The sequence below is a fragment of the Nonlabens ulvanivorans genome (genome assembly GCF_000732625.1).
GTDB lineage: Bacteria > Bacteroidota > Bacteroidia > Flavobacteriales > Flavobacteriaceae > Nonlabens > Nonlabens ulvanivorans.
In genome coordinates, this window is the sequence record NZ_JPJI01000024.1 from 1 (window position 1) to 1,006 (window position 1,006).

Consider the following 1,006-nt stretch of genomic DNA (forward strand, 5'->3'; position numbering starts at 1 on the left):
ACAACCAATAACCAACATACAAAAGGTCTACGCGTACCGGCTAAAACGCCTCACTCGCCTTATACCTTTGCCATTGTAAGTAAGCTGTGAAACGAAATCAGAAATGGAAAAATGATATTTAAAGGAATAGATAATCAAACTGTAGAGTTCAAAATTACTAATTATGAATTTCCCGAAAATACAACTTGTGAATATGACTCGAATTGGTTATTAATTTACTTAAATATTAACAGTAAATGTGGAAAATGGAAAACCATTGACCCAGCATTATTAACGGAAGAAGTTAAAGAAATAATTAAATGGTTTGAGAAACTATCAAATAATATAAAACCTGAATCAAAAAGACTAACCTTCATTGAACCAAATATCGAATTTGAATTAACAAAATTTAATGAAAGTTTAAAACTAGTGAAAATAATTTTTGACCTAGAATCTAGACCGAAAAATGCCGATGACAAAAAAGAATATTATGTAGAATGCGAATTAAATAATATAGAATTAAAAACTATTTCAGAAAATTTGGAAAAAGAATTAAACCCATTTCCAACTCGTGGTTTTGAATAAAAAAAGTTATCAATTTGAAAGAAAAATTTGATATTGAATATGTAATAATTGGAGTAATATTTTTGCTTATTGCAATAGCAATTATTTATATTGACATAAAAAATGACAAAGTAAACGAGGAAAATAATTCAAGTTTCAAATATTACTCTGTAAGAGGAGCAATAATATTTTTTATACTTTCTTTGTATTTAATATTTAGAGAAGTAATGAAAATAATATAGAAAGTTAAAAAAGCCTACTTACAACAACATATATAATTTATTGCTGGCTTTTTGCTTACTTACGAAAATCCTCGCGGATTTTCTTTGTCAGTAATTATTTACTAAATTAGTTGCTTAAACAACGCAACAAACCATATATAAACACGTTCTAGTCCATTGCCTGCGGCCGTAGGTTTTCGCTTTTGTAATTTATAATTACACTCTTGGGATTAGAAACTATA

General features: G+C 27.3%; 1 protein-coding gene. It reads left to right on the forward strand.

Translation table 11 applies throughout. The annotated features are described in order from the left end of the window. Positions 1-111 precede the first annotated feature (111 nt). Positions 112-564 (forward strand): WapI family immunity protein, encoded by a 453-nt coding sequence (locus IL45_RS03805; protein WP_036580553.1) that lies wholly within the window; start codon positions 112-114, stop codon positions 562-564. The last annotated feature ends 442 nt before the right edge of the window (positions 565-1,006 follow it).

What these genes read in the sequence shown, in the direction of transcription:
- IL45_RS03805 (WP_036580553.1), top strand. Translation starts at nt 112, where the DNA reads ATGATATTTAAAGGAATAGATAATCAAACTGTAGAGTTCAAAATTACT.